18 protein-coding genes and 1 riboswitch are annotated in these 18,146 nt (G+C 70.3%); of the genes, 12 read left to right on the top strand and 6 right to left on the bottom strand.

Going from position 1 to position 18,146, the window contains the following annotated elements:
* From IFT89_RS08535 to IFT89_RS08505, 7 genes are all read left to right on the top strand, one after another.
* A partial coding sequence (locus IFT89_RS08535; protein WP_202938737.1) for an aromatic amino acid lyase occupies window positions 1-471 on the top strand: 471 nt, incomplete at its 5' end.
* 217 nt (window positions 472-688) lie between these two features.
* Window positions 689-1,558 (top strand): ABC transporter ATP-binding protein, encoded by an 870-nt coding sequence (locus IFT89_RS08530; protein ID WP_202938736.1) that lies wholly within the window; start codon window positions 689-691, stop codon window positions 1,556-1,558.
* Window positions 1,555-2,265 carry an ABC transporter permease gene (locus IFT89_RS08525; RefSeq protein WP_079705429.1) on the top strand — a complete coding sequence of 237 codons (711 nt, stop codon included), beginning with the start codon at window positions 1,555-1,557 and terminating at the stop codon, window positions 2,263-2,265. Before IFT89_RS08530 ends, IFT89_RS08525 begins: the two co-directional genes overlap by 4 nt.
* Window positions 2,262-3,068, top strand: a complete 807-nt coding sequence (locus IFT89_RS08520; protein WP_202938735.1) for an ABC transporter permease — start codon at window positions 2,262-2,264, stop codon at window positions 3,066-3,068. Before IFT89_RS08525 ends, IFT89_RS08520 begins: the two co-directional genes overlap by 4 nt.
* A gap of 91 nt (window positions 3,069-3,159) precedes the next feature.
* On the top strand, window positions 3,160-4,095 hold the full coding sequence (locus tag IFT89_RS08515; RefSeq protein ID WP_137242031.1) for an ABC transporter substrate-binding protein: 936 nt from the start codon (window positions 3,160-3,162) through the stop codon (window positions 4,093-4,095).
* Window positions 4,096-4,227: 132 nt separating this feature from the next.
* On the top strand, window positions 4,228-5,007 hold the full coding sequence (locus IFT89_RS08510) for a DUF1684 domain-containing protein (RefSeq protein WP_202938734.1): 780 nt from the start codon (window positions 4,228-4,230) through the stop codon (window positions 5,005-5,007).
* A gap of 21 nt (window positions 5,008-5,028) precedes the next feature.
* Window positions 5,029-6,945 carry a thioredoxin domain-containing protein gene (locus IFT89_RS08505; protein ID WP_202938733.1) on the top strand — a complete coding sequence of 639 codons (1,917 nt, stop codon included), beginning with the start codon at window positions 5,029-5,031 and terminating at the stop codon, window positions 6,943-6,945.
* Window positions 6,946-6,979: 34 nt separating this feature from the next.
* Here IFT89_RS08505 and IFT89_RS08500 read toward each other — a convergent pair whose 3' ends face one another.
* On the bottom strand, window positions 6,980-7,441 hold the full coding sequence (locus IFT89_RS08500; protein WP_202938732.1) for a rhodanese-like domain-containing protein: 462 nt from the start codon (window positions 7,439-7,441) through the stop codon (window positions 6,980-6,982).
* A 72-nt stretch (window positions 7,442-7,513) separates the two neighbouring features.
* Window positions 7,514-8,887, bottom strand: coding sequence for an L-serine ammonia-lyase (locus tag IFT89_RS08495; RefSeq protein WP_202938731.1), 1,374 nt, complete (start codon window positions 8,885-8,887; stop codon window positions 7,514-7,516).
* A 169-nt stretch (window positions 8,888-9,056) separates the two neighbouring features.
* Between IFT89_RS08495 and IFT89_RS20915 the strand changes: the two genes are divergently transcribed.
* Window positions 9,057-9,482, top strand: a complete 426-nt coding sequence (locus IFT89_RS20915; protein ID WP_374190795.1) for an ATP-binding cassette domain-containing protein — start codon at window positions 9,057-9,059, stop codon at window positions 9,480-9,482.
* Between the two features lie 63 nt (window positions 9,483-9,545).
* On the opposite strand, the gene IFT89_RS08485 is transcribed toward IFT89_RS20915, so the two are convergent.
* A complete protein-coding gene (locus IFT89_RS08485) occupies window positions 9,546-10,037 on the bottom strand; it encodes a CoA-binding protein (RefSeq protein WP_370282230.1) in 492 nt (163 codons plus the stop codon).
* 172 nt (window positions 10,038-10,209) lie between these two features.
* Complete coding sequence (locus IFT89_RS08480) at window positions 10,210-11,499, bottom strand: O-acetylhomoserine aminocarboxypropyltransferase/cysteine synthase family protein (protein WP_056007552.1); 1,290 nt, start codon at window positions 11,497-11,499, stop codon at window positions 10,210-10,212.
* Window positions 11,500-11,607: 108 nt separating this feature from the next.
* Window positions 11,608-11,671, top strand: a riboswitch (guanidine-III (ykkC-III) riboswitch).
* Between the two features lie 14 nt (window positions 11,672-11,685).
* Between IFT89_RS08480 and IFT89_RS08475 the strand changes: the two genes are divergently transcribed.
* A complete protein-coding gene (locus tag IFT89_RS08475) occupies window positions 11,686-12,009 on the top strand; it encodes a DMT family transporter (RefSeq protein ID WP_079003866.1) in 324 nt (107 codons plus the stop codon).
* A 78-nt stretch (window positions 12,010-12,087) separates the two neighbouring features.
* On the opposite strand, the gene IFT89_RS08470 is transcribed toward IFT89_RS08475, so the two are convergent.
* Window positions 12,088-13,107, bottom strand: a complete 1,020-nt coding sequence (locus IFT89_RS08470; RefSeq protein WP_202938730.1) for a YeiH family protein — start codon at window positions 13,105-13,107, stop codon at window positions 12,088-12,090.
* 13 nt (window positions 13,108-13,120) lie between these two features.
* Window positions 13,121-14,683 carry a dolichyl-phosphate-mannose--protein mannosyltransferase gene (locus tag IFT89_RS08465; protein ID WP_242664492.1) on the bottom strand — a complete coding sequence of 521 codons (1,563 nt, stop codon included), beginning with the start codon at window positions 14,681-14,683 and terminating at the stop codon, window positions 13,121-13,123.
* A 68-nt stretch (window positions 14,684-14,751) separates the two neighbouring features.
* Between IFT89_RS08465 and rsmI the strand changes: the two genes are divergently transcribed.
* From rsmI to IFT89_RS08450, 3 genes are read left to right on the top strand one after another with little or no spacing between them, the layout of a single operon-like run.
* Window positions 14,752-15,609 carry a 16S rRNA (cytidine(1402)-2'-O)-methyltransferase gene (gene rsmI / locus IFT89_RS08460; RefSeq protein ID WP_086473743.1) on the top strand — a complete coding sequence of 286 codons (858 nt, stop codon included), beginning with the start codon at window positions 14,752-14,754 and terminating at the stop codon, window positions 15,607-15,609.
* 41 nt (window positions 15,610-15,650) lie between these two features.
* Window positions 15,651-17,231, top strand: a complete 1,581-nt coding sequence (gene metG, locus IFT89_RS08455; RefSeq protein WP_192018249.1) for a methionine--tRNA ligase — start codon at window positions 15,651-15,653, stop codon at window positions 17,229-17,231.
* Entirely contained in the window at window positions 17,228-18,133 is a 906-nt protein-coding gene (locus IFT89_RS08450; protein ID WP_202938729.1) for a TatD family hydrolase, read from the top strand. Before metG ends, IFT89_RS08450 begins: the two co-directional genes overlap by 4 nt.
* The last annotated feature ends 13 nt before the right edge of the window (window positions 18,134-18,146 follow it).

The raw sequence follows: 18,146 nt of genomic DNA, 5'->3' as shown, positions 1-18,146 counted from the left end.
GCCCGGCACGCCCGCGCTTTCGACGGGCTGCGCGCGGCCATCGCGCACACCGCCGCTGCCGCCGAGCGACGGCTCGGACGCATCGACGGAGGCGGGGCCGGACTCCGGGGGACCGGGCACGGTCTCCTACCGGGTCGGCTCGGTCAGTCGGCAGCGGACCTCGTCGCCGAACTGCGCGTGCTCGCAACCCCGGTCGTCGCCGCGGGCGTGCCGGACGAGGGCTCGGACGACCCGGCCTCCTTCGCCGGGACCTCGCTGCGACTGCTGGAACGCTCGACCGCCCTCCTCGCGGACGTGCTGGCGGTCGAGGCGGTCGTCGCGGCGGACGCGCTCGGCCCGGAGGAGCACGACGAGTGGTCGGTCGGGCTCTCCGTCGCTCACGCCGGCCTCCGGTCGGCGATCGAGCAGGAGCTGCACGGTCAGCAGCTCGTCACGGCGGCGCTCGCCGCGTTGGGCGTCGACCGATCCTGAGCGACGGCGGCCGGCCGGTGGTCGTGCGCGGGCGCACCCACGTCGCCGCATGCCATGTATTTCGCCACGTGTCGAGGGGGTGGGCGATGTCAGTGCCCTCCGGTAGGTTCGGACCACCGACCGAGAGACGTTCAGCGAGCCACCGACCGCGGCGGCGACGACCCTTGGAAGACGACCTGTCACGAACAGCCGTGCAGAGAAGAGGCATCGGTCCAGCATGATCTCCTTCGAACACGTCTCCAAGCGCTTCGACGACGGCACCCTCGCGGTCGACGACTTCTCCCTCACGATCCCGTCGCGGTCCACCACGGTCTTCGTCGGGTCCTCCGGCTGCGGTAAGACCACGCTCCTGCGGATGATCAACCGCATGGTCGATCCGAGCGAGGGACGCATCGTCATCGACGACGAGGTCGTCTCCGCCGTCGACCCCGTCCGTCTCCGTCGCAGCATCGGCTACGTCATGCAGAACTCCGGTCTCCTCCCGCACCGCACCGTGATCGACAATGTGGCCACGGTGCCCATGCTCACCGGCGTCAACAAGAAGCAGGCCCGGGCGGACGCCCTCACCCTCCTCGACACCGTCGGACTCGACCGCGCGCTCGCCGACCGGTACCCGAGCCAACTCTCCGGCGGCCAGCAGCAGCGCGTCGGCGTCGCACGAGGCCTCGCGATCGACCCGAACATCCTGCTGATGGACGAGCCGTTCGGCGCCGTCGACCCCCTCGTGCGTGCCGAGCTCCAGCGGGAGCTGCTCCGACTGCAGCGCGACATCGCGAAGACGATCGTGTTCGTCACCCACGACATCGACGAGGCCTTCCTCCTCGGCGACCAGGTCGTCATCCTGCAGAAGGGCGGCCACATCGCCCAGGTCGGCACGCCGGCCGAGATCGTCGCCAACCCTGCCGATGACTTCGTCGCCCAGTTCATCGGCGCCGATCGCGGCCAGCGGACCCTGCACGTCGAGCGCGTCGACGGACGCGACGTCGTCGTCGACGAGTCGGGCCGCCCCGCCGGTGTCCTCGGAGCCGGGCCCGGCGCAGGCGACCGCCCGGGCCTCGACGTCCGGAAGGACGGCGCATCCACATGAGCTGGGTCATCGCGAACTGGGACATGATCTGGGACCTCACCCTCACCCATGTCCAGCTGAGCCTGCCCCCGATCATCCTGGGGTTCCTCATCTCCCTCCCCCTCGGCTGGCTGGCACACCGGTACCGGTGGTCGCGTGGCGTGCTGCTCACACTGAGCGGCATCCTCTACGCGATCCCGTCCCTGCCGCTGTTCGTCCTCATGCCGTCCCTCATCGGCACGAAGATCCTCGATCCGGCGAACGTCGTGATCGCGCTCACCATCTACGCCGTGGCCCTGCTCGTCCGCACGGTCGCCGACGCGCTCGACGCCGTCGACGCCGGGGTCCGGCAGTCGGCACAGGCCGTGGGGTTCTCCACCGGCCAGCGGTTCTGGCGGGTCGAGTTCCCGCTGGCGGGTCCGCTCATGCTCGCCGGCATCCGGGTGGTCTCCGCGAGCACGATCAGCCTGCTGAGCGTCGGCGCCCTCATCGGCGTGACGAACCTCGGCTACCTCTTCACCGACGGCTACAACCGGCAGTTCCCGATCGAGATCCTGACCGGCATCGTCGGGACGGTCGTGATCGCGATCGTGTTCGACGTCCTGCTGGTGCTCCTCGGCCGACTCCTCATGCCGTGGACGCGGATCAGCTCGAAGGGTGCGATCCGACGTCGTCGTGCGGCCACCGAAGCCCGTGAGCTGGCGACCGCCGGGGGAGGAGCCGCATGATCAACTTCCTCGCCGCCTTCGCCTGGATCTTCGACCCCGCGCACTGGGAGGGCCCCGGCGGCATCCCGGTGCGGGTGCTCCAGCACCTGGCCGTGACCGGCCTGACCGTCCTCATCGCCTGCGTCATCGCGATCCCGCTCGGGCTCCTCATCGGGCACACCGGGAAGGGACGGGAAATCGCGGTCGCGATCACCGGCGCGCTCCGGGCGCTGCCGACCCTCGGTCTGCTTTCACTCCTCGCGCTCATCACGCTCGGGTGGGGCTTCTCCAGCACGAGTCTCGTCCCCGCGATCACGGCCCTCGTCGTGCTCGCCATCCCGCCCGTCCTGGCCGGTGCGTACGGCGGGGTCGAGTCGATCGACCGCCAGACCATCGACGCCGCGCGTGCCGTCGGGATGAACGAGTGGCAGATCCTCGGCAAGGTCGAGATCCCGCTCGCACTCCCGCTCATGATCGGTGGCGTCCGCTCGGCGGTCCTGCAGACGATCGCGACGGCCACCGTCGTCGCGTTCCTCACCAACGGCCCCGGTCTCGGTCGCTACATCCTCGACGGCCTCCCGGTACGGGACTACGCGCAGATGCTCGCCGGCTCGATCATCATCATCGTGCTCGCCCTCCTCCTCGAAGGCGTCTTCTCCCTGCTGCAGCGCGCCGTCGTGCCGCGCGGCGTCCAGGCGACCCACACGCGGGTCGACGAGACCCGGGGTCATGCCGCCACCGGTGGCGACCGCTCCACCGCACCAGACCCCGCCGTCGCAGAAGCGGAGGCGAACATGCAGACCGCGGCATACCGCAACAACTGACGCGTTCCACCATCCCGGGTGACAGCACACCGCCCGGCTCCCAGACCCACAACGGCACCACCGTTCTCGCCCATCACAGATAGGAAACACCATGTTCACAGTTCGACAGGGTCGACGCCTCGCCGTCGGCATCGCCGCGACCGCCGTCGCCGCCCTCGCACTCAGCGCCTGCTCCGCAGGCGACCCGACCGCTGGGGAGACCGCGGCATCCGACACGATCACGGTCGGCTCCGCCGGATTCCCCGAGTCGGAGATCATCGCGCAGATCTACATCCAGGCGCTCGAGGCCAACGACATCAAGACGGCCGAGTCCCTCAACATCGGCGCGCGGGACGTCTACATCGCAGCGCTCGAAGACGGCTCGATCGACCTCGTCCCCGACTACAGCGGCAACCTGCTGCAGTTCTTCGACGACTCCGCCACGGCCACGTCGAGCGACGAGGTCTACTCCGCCCTCCAGGAGGCCACGCCGAAGGGCTACGAGGTCCTCGACCAGTCCAAGGCGGAGGACAAGGACTCTTACAACGTCACGAAGGAGTTCAGCGAGGCGAACAACGTCACGAGCCTCGCCGACCTCGCGGCCCTCACCATCCCGCTGGCCATCGGCGGCGCACCCGAGCTGGCTGAGCGTCCGTACGGCCCCAAGGGCCTGACCGAGGTGTACGGCGTCCCCGCCGACAAGCTCACCTTCGTCCCGATCAGCGACGGCGGCGGCGCACAGACCACCGCGGCCCTGCTCGACGGCACGGTCCAGCTCGCCGACATCTACACCACGACCCCGTCGATCACCGAGAACGACTTCGTCACGCTCGAGGACCCGGAGAACCTGATCCTCCCGCAGAACGTCCTGCCGCTGATCAACTCGGACAAGGCCAGCGACAAGGTCAAGGAGGTCTTGAACGCCGTGTCCGCGGAGCTGACCACCGAGGACCTCATCGAACTCAACGCCCGCAACCAGGGCGACGAGAAGGCCGCTCCGAAGACCCTCGCGGCCGACTGGCTGAAGGACAAGAAGCTCTTCAGCTGAGCAGCAGCCACACGTCGATGGCGTCGTCCGGTTCTCCGGGCGGCGCCATCTTGCTGTTCGCGGGGAGCGCATCCGGCTGCAGCCGGATGTCCAGGGGGTCTCCAACACCTGAGGAGTTGGTAGCGTCAGGGTATGAGTTCCGAGACCCCCGCAGAGTTCATCGCGTCCTGGACCGCCTGGCACACCGCTCGCGAGCGTTCCGTCCGAGCACCCCACGGTATCGCCGCCCTCCGGTTCACCCACTGGCTGACCGAGGAGGCGACCGCTCTCGAGGGCGCGCCAGGCACCTGGCGTGCGGACGCGACCGGCATCGTCGGTGAGCGGCTCACGGGCACCGGACTGACCACGCCGAGTGGCGCGCAGATCATGACCGACCGCGTCGAGCTGGTCCACGGCGACGAACTGCACTTCGGCGACGCGCTGCTCCGAGGCATGGAGCGCGACGGCGTCTACGCACTCCGCGTGCTCGACCCGGAGGCGCCGACGCGGACCTCGCTCGCGGGCATCAGCGCCTTCGCCCCCGACGTCGCCTGGATCCGGCCGGCGCGGTTCGTGCCGTCCCCGGACGTCACGGTCGAGACCGAGTCGATCGACGGCCACGTCACAACCGAGACCCCCGTCGGCCGGGTCGAGTTCGAGCTCGGCGACGAAGCGGTCTCGCTGACGGTCACGGGCGGCCCGAACGGACTCTGGGCGGTCTTCTCCGACGGCACGAGTGGCGACGAAAGCTACCGGTTCCGGTTCATCAGCATGCCGGCCCCGACCGCGGACGGCCACGTGCTCGTCGACTTCAACCGCGCGTACCTGCCGCCGTGCGCGTTCAGCGACCACTACGTGTGCCCGCTGCCTGCGCGGAACAACCGGCTCCGCACCCGGATCACGGCGGGCGAGCGACTGCCGCTCGGCCAGTAGGTCCCGGGCAACGGATCCCGCATGACGAACCGGCTCGCCGAGGCGATGAGCCCGTACCTCCGCTCGCACGCCGAGCAGCCGGTCGACTGGTACCCCTGGGGGCCGGAGGCCTTCGCCGAAGCGGCCCGTCGTGACGTCCCCCTGCTCGTCTCGATCGGCTACTCGACGTGTCACTGGTGTCACGTCATGGCACGCGAGTCGTTCTCGGACGAGCACCTCGCCGAGCTCCTCCGACGCGATTTCGTGGCGGTGAAGGTCGACCGCGAGGAGCATCCCGACGTCGACGCCAGTTACCTCGCCGCCGCCGGCGCGTTCACCCGTGACCTGGGCTGGCCGCTGAACGTGTTCGTGACGCCGCGCGGACACGTCTTCCACGCGGGGACCTACTCGCCTCCCGTGCCGCTCCGCGGGCATCCCTCGTTCCCGCAGGTGCTCGAGGCCGTCCGTGTCGCGTGGACCGAGCGACGGGAGCAGGTCGTCGCGAGCGCCGACGGACTCGCGCGGGCGATCGCCGAGACGATGTCGTCCACGGATGACGCCCCACTGCCGGAGCCCGGCGACCTCGACGCGGCGATCGTGGCGGTCGAGGCGCTCGAGGACCGGGAGCTCGGCGGCTTCGGCACGGCTCCGAAGTTCCCGATGGCCCCGCTGTTCGACTTCCTGCTGACGCCGCGCGAGGGGGAGGTCGCCCGCCGCGGTGTCGACCTCGCGCAACGCACCCTCAGGACGATGGGGGCCTCGGCGCTCCGGGATCCGGTCGAAGGCGGGTTCTTCCGGTACGCGGTCAACCGGGACTGGACCGAGCCGCACTACGAACGCATGCTGACGGACAACGCGCTCCTCCTCACCGCGTACACGCGGGCTTGGACCGAGCGCCCGAGCTCGTGGGCGGCCAGTGTTGCCGCCGGGATCGCCGAGTTCCTCATCGGCACGCTGCAGCAGCCGAGCGGCGGTTTCGGGTCGGCGCAGGACTCCGAGAGCGTCGTCGACGGCGTCGGATCGGAGGGTGGCTACTACCGACGCGATGTGGACGGCCGGGCGATGCTGACCCCGCCGGCCGTTGATCGCAAGGTGCTCACCGGTTGGAACGGGCTCGCGATCGGCGCGCTGGCGGAGGCCTCGACGGTCTTCGACCGCCCCGAGTGGCTCGAATCAGCGAGGTGGGCGGCGGACGCGGTGGTCGAGAACCACCTCGGCTCGGACAGCACGCTCGCCCGGGCCTCGCTCGACGAACGGCGGGCGGGTGCGGCGGCGGCCCTCGAGGACTACGGGATGCTCGCGGAGGCGCTCCTGCGCCTCGGCCTCGCGACGGGCGAGGTCCGCTACGCGGAGGTAGCCCGCGACCTCGTCGACCGGTGCTTGCCGGACGAGACCGTGACCGACGCCTCCTCCGCCGCGGTGGCCGGCTTCATCCTGCCGGGCGGCGGCGACCCGGTGCTGTCGGCCCAGGGCATGCGGATCGACGGCGACCCGTCGGAGGGCGCGTATCCCTCGGGGATATCGTCGCTCGGACGCGCGTCGCTGCTGCTGTTCCAGCTGACGGCCGACGGCCGGTTCCGGGACGCCGCCGAGGGCGCGGTCCGGTTCGCCGCGTCGGCTGCGCTGTCGGCACCGACCGCGTTCGGCGCGAGTCTGGCCCTGGCGGCATCGCTCACCGGGCCGGCGTCGCAACTCATCGTCGTCGGGCCGGATCGGGTGGACCCGGACGAGGACGAAGATCGCGCGACGGCGGATCGGGCGATGCGCGACGCGGTCAGGACGCGCCGGGACGACGTCGTGGCGGTGGTCTCCGAGCGGCAGGCGGTGGCCTGGGCGACGAGCGGGTTCGACGTCTTCGCCGAACGGACCAGTCGGGACGGCCGGTTGACCGCCTACCACTGCCGGGACTTCGTCTGCCGCCTCCCGGTGACGGACGCGGCGCAGCTCGACGCCCGCTGAACCAGCCCACCGACCGACCCGTCACGTCGACGGGTCAGGCTCCGAACGTGCCGTCCGGTCCACCGAAGCGCAGCTCGCGGGCTTCGGAGCGCCAGCGTCCGAGTCCACCGTCGAGGAGCGCGACGCGCTCGTATCCGGCTCCGGTCAGCGCCGCACGAAGGCGCTCGGCGGAGCGCCCGTCCAGCTGGTCGTACAGGACGATCGTGTGCTGCTCCGTGATGCCGATGGCGGCCGCACCGCGTCGGATCTCGTCCGCTGAGGATGCTCCGAGCCCCTGGCGCGCGTCCAGCAGCTCGACGAACACGGCACCGGGTACGTGCCCGTCGAAGAGGTACAGGTCGTAGCCGCTCACCAGCCGCACCGGGCCGCCGTCCAGCGCAGGCAGCTCGACGACACTCGCGTCGAGGACGATGAGGCTCTCGCTGCCGAGATGGTCCGCGAGCCACTGGGTGGAGACGAGCGGGTCCACCAGGAACGGCGCGTGCGTGGAGGTCATGCGCCCACCGTAGGAGGCCGCAGCCCGGATGACCACGGTGGTCGGCAACACGCGGTCACACGACGCCGCGGTTCAGCACTCGATGACGTTGACCGCGAGACCGCCCTCGCTCGTCTCCTTGTACTTCGTCGACATGTCGACACCGGTCTGGCGCATGGTCTCGATCACGGTGTCGAGCGACACCAGGTGCGTCCCGTCGCCGTGCAGCGACAGACGTGCGGCGCTGACGGCAGTCGAGGAGGCGATCGCGTTGCGTTCGATGCACGGGACCTGGACGAGCCCGCCCACCGGGTCGCACGTGAGGCCGAGGTGGTGCTCCATCGCGATCTCCGCGGCGTTCTCGACCTGACGCGGTGTGCCGCCGAGGACGGCGCACAGGGCACCGGCGGCCATGGCGCAGGCCGAGCCGACCTCGGCCTGGCAGCCGCCCTCGGCCCCGGAGATGGACGCGTTCGCCTTGAAGAGCGAGCCGATGGCGGTCGCCGTGAGCAGGTACCGACGGATCCCGTAGAGCGAGGCGCCCGGCACGAACCGCAGGTAGTAGCTCCCGACCGCCGGGATGATCCCCGCGGCCCCGTTCGTGGGTGCGGTCACGACCCGCCCGCCGGAGGCGTTCTGCTCGTTGACCGCCAGGGCGAATGCATGCAGCCACTCCGTGGGGAGCTCGCGCCCGCTCTCGGCCTCGGCCACGTCGAGGCGCTCACGGACGGCACGTGCCCGGCGCTTGACGCCGAGACCGCCCGGGAGGGTGCCGGTGTCGGCGAGCCCGGCGGTCACGCACTCGTGCATGGCCGTCCAGATGGCGTCGAGGCCGGCGTCGACCTCGACCGCGGACCGCAGGGCCTCTTCGTTGCGTCTCGCGATCGCGTCGATCGGGAGCCCTGTCTCGTCGCAGAGCCCGATGAGCGTCTCAGCGGTCCGGAACGGCATCGGCACGGGTGTCGACGGCAGCACCGTGCTCGGGTCGTCGCCGTCACGACGGATGAAGCCGCCGCCGACCGAGTAGTACGTCTCGGAGCGCACCGGGAGGTCGCTCCGCTGATCCCAGGCGTGGAGCGTCATGGCGTTCGGGTGGCCCGGCAGCCTCGTCCTGGGCACGAACGAGACGTCGTCCTTCGAGAACGCGATGGCACGCGTCCCGGCGAGGGTGAGCGGAGCGCCGTCGAGGTGGTCGCTCCAGGCCCGGCGGACCTCGGCTGGATCGCATTCTTCCGGGGTGAGTCCCTGGAGGCCCGCGACGACGGCGTCGGGGGTGCCGTGACCGATGCCGGTCGCGCCGAGCGATCCGTACAACGAACATGTGACGCGGTCGACCCGGTCGAGCAGTCCGTCGTCCGCGAGCCCGGTGGCGAAGGCCAGGGCCGCCCGCATCGGTCCGACCGTGTGCGAGCTGGACGGCCCGATCCCGATGGAGAAGAGGTCGAACGCGGACACGTATGCGGTCACTGGACGACCCCCTTCGGTGCGACTGGCTCCTCTCACTCTAAGCGTCTTCGGCGCCGGGTGCGGTGTCAGCGGGTGTCAGCGGTAGGTGAGCGATCCGTGAGTGCCCCCGCCCACACTGTTGTCCGGGTCGCCCACCGGCGGCCCACACCTGATTTCGAAAGGCATCCGCATGAGCATCAGCTCCGACTGGGCGATCGAAGCCCACGGCCTCGTGAAGACCTTCGGCGACAACCGGGCGGTCGACGGCGTCGACCTCTCGGTCCGCACCGGCACCGTTTACGGCGTCCTCGGCCCGAACGGCGCCGGCAAGACCACCACCATCAGCATGCTGGCGACGCTCCTGCGTCCCGACGCCGGCACCGCCACCGTCTTCGGACACGACATCCAGCGGGGTGAGGGCGGCCGTCGACACGGCGCGCCCGTCCGCGAGCACCAGGATGGTCACCAGCGCTTTGGCGAGCCGGCCGCCGGGTTCGACGAGCCGACCGGTGCGTCCCTCGACGAGCACCGGCCCCAGGACGGTCACTCGGAGGTTCGACGCAGGCACGTCACGAGTGTATCCACGGCTCGTTACTTGGACCGGCCCGGTCACTGAGCCGTCCCCGGTCACTGAGCCTGTCGAAGTGCGACCTGCCGACGAGTTCAGGGAACCGAGGCGTCAGCGCAGGGTCTTGCGGGCGGTGATCTGCCCGGTGTCGAAGCCGAGCAGATGGAGTCCACCGTGGAACCGGGCGTGCTCCACCTTGATGCAGCGGTCCATCACGACGTTCAGGCCCTTCGACTCGCCGTACTCGGCGGCCTCCTGGTTCCAGATGCCGAGCTGCACCCAGACGGTCGGTGCTCCGATGGCGACGACCTCGTCGATGACCTGCGGGATGTCGCTCGCCTTGCGGAAGACGTCGACGATGTCGGGTACCTCCGGCAGGGAGGCGAGGTCGGGGTAGGCGGGCTGACCGAGGATCTCCGTGGCGTTCGGGTTCACGAAGTAGATCGTGAAGTCGCTCGACTGCTGCAGGTAGGTGCCCACGAAGTACGAGGAGCGCGCCGGGTTCGGTGAGGCGCCGACGATCGCGACGGACTTCGCCTCGCGGAGGAGCTTCAGGCGAGCCTTCGCGTCGGGGCCCGCCCAGGTGCGCTGCGAACGCAGCAGCTTCGCGAGCGGCGAATCGGCGGGCAGCGAGCAGGTGAGACCGTTGGTGAGCCGGACCGTCTCGGTCGCGTCCTGGTCGGTCACGGTCGCGTCCACGCCGGTCACTGTCGCGTCCACGCCGGTCACGGTCGCGTCCACACCGGTCACTGAGCTTGTCGAAGTGCTCATGCCATCACTCCTTCACCGCTGCGGCGAGCGCCTGGTCGAGGTCGTAGATGATGTCGTCGGGGTCCTCGATGCCGACGCTCAGCCGCACGATGCCGGGCAGGACGCCCGCGTCGACGAGCTGCTGGTCGGACAGCTGGGCGTGGGTGGTCGACGCCGGGTGGATGATGAGCGTCTTCGCGTCGCCGATGTTCGCCAGGTGGCTCGCGAGGTCGACGGACTCGATGAGCTTCTGGCCGACCTGACGGCCGCCCTTCACCTCGAAGCTGAAGACCGAACCGGGGCCCTTCGGCAGGTACTTGTTCGCGCGCTCGTGGTGCGGGTGAGCGGGGAGCCCGGCCCAGTTGACGGCGGCGATCCGCGGGTCGGCGTCGAGCCACTCGGCGACGATCCGTGCGTTGTCGACGTGCGCCTGGATCCGGAAGGGCAGCGTCTCGACACCCTGGGCGAGGAGGAACGCCGAGTGCGGGGCGAGCGCCGGACCGATGTCGCGGAGCTGTTCGGCGCGGAGGCGCGTGAGGAAGGCGTACTCGCCGAAGTTCCCCGACCACTGCAGCCCGCCGTAGCTCGGCACCGGCTGGCCGAAGAGCGGGAACTTGTCACTGTCCCAGTCGAACCGTCCGCTCTCGACGACCACACCGCCGAGGGTCGTGCCGTGGCCGCCGAGGAACTTGGTGGCGGAGTGGGTGACGATGTCGGCACCCCACTCGATCGGACGGTTGAGGTAGGGCGTGGCGATGGTCGAGTCGATGATGAGCGGAATGCCGTGCGCGTGCGCGACGTCGGCGAGGCCCTCGATGTCGGCGATCTCGCCCGAGGGGTTCGCGACCGTCTCGGCGAAGACGAGCTTCGTGTTCTCCTGGATGGCGGCGGCGTAGTCGGCGGCGTCGGAGGACTGCACGAAGGTGGTCTCGATGCCGAACCGGCGGAGGGTGACGTCGAGCTGCGTGATCGAGCCTCCGTAGAGGTTGGCCGAGGCGACGATGTGGTCGCCCTGCCCCGCCAGGGAGGCGAAGGTGATGTACTGCGCGGCGAGGCCGGAGGCGGTCGCGACGGCACCGAGGCCGCCCTCGAGGCTGGCGATGCGCTCCTCGAAGCTCGCGACCGTCGGGTTGGCGAGGCGGGAGTAGATGTTCCCGTACTTCTGCAGGGCGAAGCGCGCGGCTGCGTCGGCGGTGTCGTCGAAGACGAAGGCACTCGACTGGTAGATGGGCAGCGCCCGTGCGCCGGTCACCTGGTCGGGGATGTTGCCCGCGTGGATCGCACGCGTGCGGAAGCCATACTCACGATCTGCCATGCGTTCACGCTACCGGAGCACCGTCGAGCGCTTCACCGTGCTGCAACATTGCGTCGCATTCGACCGCACTGCACAGGGCCTGCCCAGCGCTTCGGCGTATCGTGTGGGACACAGCCCTCATCGGGCTGCCGGACGAGGGCGCAGTACCCGGAACGCGACAAGACTGACCACTTGGGAGTGATCGTCATGTCTTGGATCGTACTCATCGCCTCCGGCGTCCTGGAAGCCGTCTGGGCCACCGCGCTCGGCAAGTCCGAGGGGTTCACGAAGCTCTGGCCGACCGTGACGTTCGCGGGGGCGCTCGTGCTCAGCATGGCCGGCCTCGCCTGGGCCATGCGCGACATCCCGGTGGGCACCGCCTACGCGGTCTGGGTCGGGATCGGTGCCGCGCTCACCGTCGGGTACGCCATGACCTTCGGCGGCGAGCAGCTGTCGGTCGTCAAGGTGCTGCTCATCCTCGGGCTCATCGGCTGCGTCATCGGCCTGAAGATCGTGGGCGGCGAGCACTAGCCGCGCCACGCGGGCACGTGCCCGCGCCCGCGGCACGCCGTGCATGACGTGCCGCGAAAGCGACCGCGTGCCCGTGCCTCAGGCCAGGTGCACCGCTCCGAGCGCGAGCACCGCGATGAGGAGCCAGGAGACGAGCCCGACGACGAGCGCGCGCCACCCGGTGGTGACGAGCGTGCGGACGCGGATCGCGGCACCGAGCGAGAAGAGCGCCATCGCCAGCAGCGCGGTCTGCACGCCGTCGGCGACGTCGAGGACGAGCTCGGGCACCGGGAGCAGGGTGCGGACGAGGACCGCGGCGATGAAGCCCGCGACGAACAGCGGGACGATCGGCGGTCGGGTTGCGGTCGCGGTTCCGTCGGCATCGACCTGCGCACCGGCGCCGGCCGACACCGTCAGGAGTCGGCGGCGCTCGATCGTCGCGGCGGCGGCGACCATGGGGGCGAGGAGCACGACCCGGGTCAGCTTGACGACGACGGCGATCGCGAGTGCGCTCGTGCCGGCGATCTGGGCGGTCGCGACGACCTGACCCACGTCGTGCACACTCGCCCCCACCCAGTGACCGAACTGCTCGTCGCTGAGCCCGAGGGGGCCACGGAGCGCCGGGAGGACGAAGATCGCGAGGGTCCCGCACAGGGTGACGAGCGCGACGGGCGTCGCCTGCTCCTCGTCCTTCGCCTTCACGACGCCGCTCATCGCGCCGATGGCGGAGGCGCCGCAGATGGAGAAGCCCGTGGCGATGAGGAGCGGTTCGGGGCCCGCGAGCCCCAGTCTCCGGCCGAGCCAGAGGGTGACGAAGAAGGTGACGACGACGATCGCGACCGTGGTGGCGAGCGTGACCCACCCCAGGCCGGCGATGTCGACGAGGCTCAGCTTCAGCCCCAGCAGGACGACACCGATCCGCATGAACCGTTTCGCGCTCATCCCGAGTCCCGGCTTCAGGACGCCCGCCGCGAGCCGCTGGAACGGCGGGAGCTGGCCCGCCACCATGCCGAGCAGGACGCTCGCGGTCAGCAGCGGGACGACCGGCAGGAGGGTGTGGAGGCCCAGGGCGGCGAGCGCCGCTGCACCGGCGACGAGCACCCCGGGGAGCGCCTTCATCACCGACCTCCCGTCACACCCATGACGGCAACCAGGCGTGCAGGTGCCAGAACCAGTAGGGCACGGTGATGGCGGTCCAGAGCGGATACCAGAAGATGCTCAACAGCGTCGTGATGGTCACGAACACCCCGATGACGCCGACGCCGGCGAATCGGCGTTCCTCCGGGTCGTCGCGGGACCCGAGGATCTTCCCGATCGCGAAGACGAGCGCCAGGATGAGGTACGGCTCGAAGACGATCGTGTAGAACTGGAACACCGTCCGGTTCAGGTAGAGCAGCCAGGGCAGGTACCCCGCTGCGACCCCGAGGACGATGAGCCCGACCTGCCACTCGCGGTAGCGGACGAGCCGGTAGACGCAGTACCCGAGCGCGACGGCGGCGCCCCACCAGATGAGCGGGTTGCCGATCGAGGTGATCGCGGAGGAGCAGGCGTCCCACGCGCAGCCGTCGGTCCCGGTGGCGGGGGACTGGTAGTACATGCTCGTCGGCCGGATCATGAGCAGCCAGCCGAGCGGGTTCGCGGCGTAGGGGTGCGGGGTGCTGAGGCCGACGTGGAAGCTGTAGGCGCTCTGGTGGTAGTGGAGGAGACTCTGGAACCAGTGGGGGACCCACGCGAAGGTGCCGGTCCAGGCGTTGCCCACCGCATCGGCCCACTGGCGGTCGTACCCGCCGGACGTCCTGATCCAGCCGGTCCAGCTGGCGAGGTACACGACGGCGGACACGGGGACGAGGGTCACGAAGGACACGGGGCCCTGCTTGAGGACCGCTGCGCTCGCCCACAGGCTGAGGCCCAGTCGGCGGCGGAGCAGCAGATCCGTGACGATCACGTACACGCCGAACGCGGCGAGGAAGTACAGCCCGTTCCACTTGACCGCGGTGGCCGCGCCGAACGCGACCCCTGCGGCGAGCAGCCACGGCCGCCACCAGAGGACGGGACCCCAGGCCGGATCGGCGCCGCTCGCCCGGGCTGACGCGACCTTCGCCGCGAGGCGTGACGCGTGCCACGACCGGTCCAACAGGATCGCGCCGAATCCCGCCAGGACGAAGAACATGACGAAGTTGTCGAGCAGCGAGACCCGGGCCATGACGATCGCGTGGCCGTCGATCGCGAACAGGAACCCGGCCAGGACGGCGAGGATCGACGAGGTGAACAACCGCTTGGCGATGAGCGTGACGAGCAGGACCGCGAGCGTTCCGGCGATCACGGTGGAGATGCGCCACCCGGTGCTGTCGTCGATGCCGAACACGGCGATGCCGAGCGCGATCAGCCACTTGCCGAGCGGTGGGTGCACGACGTAGGAGGGGTTCGTGCTCGGGCTGCCCGCGTCGCCGTTCGCGAAGCCCTCGTCCGCCCCGTCCGGCCAGGTGCTCTCGTAGCCGTTCAGCCACAGCGACCACGAGTCCTTCACGTAGAAGGTCTCGTCGAAGACGAGCGAGTGCGGGTGACCGAGGTTCCAGAACCGCAGCACGAACGCGAGGAGCGTCACAGCGGCCGGACCACCCCAGATCCAGAGCTTCCGGCGGCGCTCGGTGCGGAGCATCCGCTCCCACCAGCGGTCGAGGCGGGATCCCGTCACAGGGGCTTCCAGAAGATCGACCGACACCGTCTCATCTAACCACCCCGACCGGATGGGAGACTGGTCCGGTGATCATCCTCGGAGCGACCCCCATCGGCAACCTCGGCGATGCGTCGCCCCGACTCCGGGAGGCGCTGGCCGCGGCGGAGGTCATCGTCGCCGAGGACACCCGGACGGCCATCCACCTGCTGCGCGCGCTCGGTGTGGAATCGCGGCCGCGCCTCATCGCCATGCACGACCACAACGAGCGCGAACGCGCGGCCGAGATCGTCGAACTGGCCCGCGAGACCGACGTCCTCGTGCTCAGCGACGCCGGCATGCCGACCGTGTCCGACCCCGGCTTCCACCTCGTCGACGCGGCGGCGGCCGCAGACGTCCAGGTCACCGCGATCCCCGGGCCGTCTGCGGTCGTGACGGCGCTCGCCGTGTCCGGCCTCGCGACCGACCGCTTCACCTTCGAGGGGTTCCTCCCGCGGAAGCCGGGCGACCGACGCAGCAGCCTCCGGGGCCTCGCGACCGAGCCACGCACGATGGTGTTCTTCGAATCGCCCAACCGACTCGCCTCCTCCCTCGAGGACATCGCCTCCGTGCTCGGAGCCGAACGTCGCGTGGCGGTGTGCCGGGAGCTCACCAAGCTGTTCGAGGAGGTCAAGCGGGGAACGGCCGCTGAACTGGCCGAGTGGGCGTCCGGGGGTGTGAAAGGCGAGATCTGCATCGTCATCGCCGGTGCGGAGGCCGTCGAGGCCGATCCGGCCACCGCGCTCGAGCAGGTGCTCGCGCTCGTGGCGTCGGGCACGCGCCTGAAGGACGCCTCCAACGAGGTCGCCGAGGCCACCGGCCTCTCGAAGCGCGACCTGTACCAGGCGGCCCTCGCAGCCCGGCCCCCGAAGGCGTCACCGGACGCGCAGGTGCGTCCCGCACCGTAACAGGCACGGTGGCGACGCCCGCTCGTCCTAGGATTGACCCCATGGCCGACGGCACCTCGTTCTACATCACCACGCCCATCTTCTACGTCAACGATGCCCCGCACATCGGGCACGCCTACACGGAGGTGGCCGCGGACGTCCTCGCGCGCTGGCACCGTCAGGCCGGAGACCGCACCTGGTTCCTGACCGGGACCGACGAGCACGGCCAGAAGATCCTGCGCACGGCGACCGCGAACGGCGTGACGCCGAAGGAGTGGGCCGACAAGCTCGTCAGCGAGTCCTGGTACCCGCTGCTCGACACGATCGACATCTCGAACGACGACTTCATCCGCACGACGGACGAACGGCACGAGCAGAACGTCCAGCTCTTCCTCCAGCGCCTGTACGACGCCGGCTTCATCTACACCGGTGAGTTCGAGGGGTACTACTGCGTCGGCTGTGAGGAGTACAAGCAGGAGAGCGACCTCGTGCAGGGCACCGGCGAGTACGTCGGGCAGCTCGTGTGCGCGATCCACTCGAAGCCGGTCGAACTGCTCCAGGAGAGCAACTACTTCTTCCGCATGAGCGACTTCGCCGAGCGCCTGCTGGCCCTCTACGAGGAACGACCGGAGTTCGTGCAGCCGGAGTCGGCGCGCAACGAGGTCATCCAGTTCGTGCGCCAGGGGCTCAAGGACCTGTCCATCTCCCGCTCGACCTTCGACTGGGGCATCAAGGTCCCGTGGGACGAGAGCCACGTCGTCTACGTGTGGTTCGACGCCCTGCTCAACTACATCACCGCCGCCGGGTACGGCTCCGACGAGGAGGCGTTCGCCGAGCGCTGGCCCGCCACGCAGATCGTCGGCAAGGACATCCTGCGGTTCCATGCGGTCATCTGGCCGGCCATGCTCATGGCCGCCGGGCTCGAGGTCCCGAAGCGGGTCTTCGGTCACGGTTGGCTGCTCGTCGGCGGCGAGAAGATGTCGAAGTCGAAGCTCACCGGTATCGCACCGAGTGAGATCACCGACACCTTCGGCTCCGACGCGTTCCGCTACTACTTCATGCGCGCCATCGCCTTCGGGCAGGACGGTTCGTTCAGCTGGGAGGACCTCTCCGCGCGGTACCAGGCGGAGCTCGCGAACGGCTTCGGCAACCTCGCGTCGCGCGTGCTCGCGATGGTGACGCGGTACTTCGACGGCGTCGTGCCGGCGAGCGGCCCTGCCGAGCCGGCCGACGTGGCCATCCAGGAGACGGTCGCCCGCGCTGCAACCGACGCCGACGCCGCGATCGAGCGCCTCGCCATCCAGGACGCGCTCGCGGCCATCTGGCGGATCGTCGACGAGCTGAACGGCTACATCACCGAGCAGGAGCCGTGGGCACTCGCGAAGGACGAGGCCAAGCGGGAGCGGCTCGGCACCGTGCTCGCCACGGCGGTCGAGGGCCTGCGCGCCCTGTCGGTCTTGCTCCACCCCTTCGTCCCGAAGGCGACCACCAAGCTGTGGTCCGCCCTCGGCGCTGAAGCCGCCCTCGGCGAGCTCGGCGCACAGCGCATCGGCGACGTCGGCACCTGGGGGCAGCTGCCCGCCGGCACCTCGGTGGCAGGGCTCGAGCCCCTGTTCCCGCGGATCGAGGCCGTCGCCGAATGAGCGGGGGCGTCGCGCCGGATCCGGCCGTCACACCGCACCTGCGGCAGCGCGAAGCGGGGGAGCGGAAGCAGCTGAGCTATCCCGAGGCACCTGAGGCGCTGCCGGTCGCGGTCTACGACAACCACACGCACCTCGAACACGCCGACGGCGACGCCCCGCTGACCCCGTCCGAGCACTTGGACCGTGCAGCCTCCGTCGGGGTCCGCGGCATCGTGCAGGTCGGCACCGACGTGGAGACCTCGCGTTGGTCGGCGGCGATCGCCGCTCGTGACCCCCGTGTGCTCGCGGCGGTCGCGATCCACCCCAACGACGCGCCGGACCTCGACCGCGCGGGCACCCTGGACGAGGCGCTGGCCGAGATCGACCGTCTGGCGGCGGAGCCTCGCGTCCGCGCCGTCGGGGAGACCGGCCTCGACTTCTTCCGCACCGAGGAGGACGGCCGAGCGGCGCAGTTCGCATCGTTCGAAGCGCACATCGCGATCGCGAAACGTCACGGTGTCGCACTGCAGATCCACGATCGCGACGCCCACGACGAGGTCGTCGAGACGCTCCTGCGGGTGGGCGCTCCGGAACGCACCGTCTTCCACTGCTTCTCGGGCGGCCCGGAGCTCGCCGAGCTGTGCGCCGAGCACGGCTGGTACGCCTCCTTCGCCGGGACGGTGACGTTCAAGAACGCCGCACCGCTGCGTGAGGCGCTCGCGATCATGCCCCGCGAGCTGATCATGGTCGAGACCGACGCGCCCTACCTCACGCCCGCCCCGTTCCGCGGTCGGCCGAACGCGCCGTACCTCCTCCCGTACACGGTGCGCGGCATGGCCGAGCACCTGGGCGAGGACGTGGCCGCGTTCGCGACGCAGCTCGCGACGAACACCGAGCGCGTCTACGGCTCCTGGGCCGACTGAGCGACTGAGCCCG

Source organism: Plantibacter sp. CFBP 13570 (assembly GCF_014841395.1).
GTDB classification, from domain to species: domain Bacteria; phylum Actinomycetota; class Actinomycetes; order Actinomycetales; family Microbacteriaceae; genus Plantibacter; species Plantibacter auratus.
The sequence above is the reverse complement of the archived record's forward strand: the minus strand, read 5'-3'. Positions and strand labels throughout refer to the sequence as shown.